Source organism: Pseudomonas sp. SIMBA_068 (genome assembly GCF_046534705.1).
Taxonomy (GTDB): Bacteria; Pseudomonadota; Gammaproteobacteria; order Pseudomonadales; family Pseudomonadaceae; genus Aquipseudomonas; species Aquipseudomonas putida.
Window position 1 is genome coordinate 1 of record NZ_JAWRYI010000918.1, and the last position, 258, is coordinate 258.

1 protein-coding gene is annotated in these 258 nt (G+C 36.4%); it reads left to right on the plus strand.

Annotated elements, in window-relative coordinates; translation table 11 throughout:
• On the plus strand, positions 1-194 hold a 194-nt coding region (locus SB756_RS32065; RefSeq protein WP_410913502.1), incomplete at its 5' end, for a helicase C-terminal domain-containing protein.
• Positions 195-258: the final 64 nt, after the last annotated feature.

Genomic DNA, 258 nt, shown 5'->3' on the forward strand with positions numbered 1-258 from the left:
CACAAGCAGTTATTGCCTTAAAGCAAGGTGTAGGGCGATTAATTCGCGATAGCAAAGATAAAGGCGTGCTTGTTATATGTGATAATAGATTAGTAACACGCCAATATGGTCAAGTGTTCTTAAAAAGCTTACCTGCAATGCGTCGTACGCGAAGCTTAGAAGTCGCTAATACATTTTTACAACAAATTAATTAGAGTAATAAAATGATCAAAAGTAATATTCTTGCCCTTGATGCTTCAACAGAAGCACTATCACTTG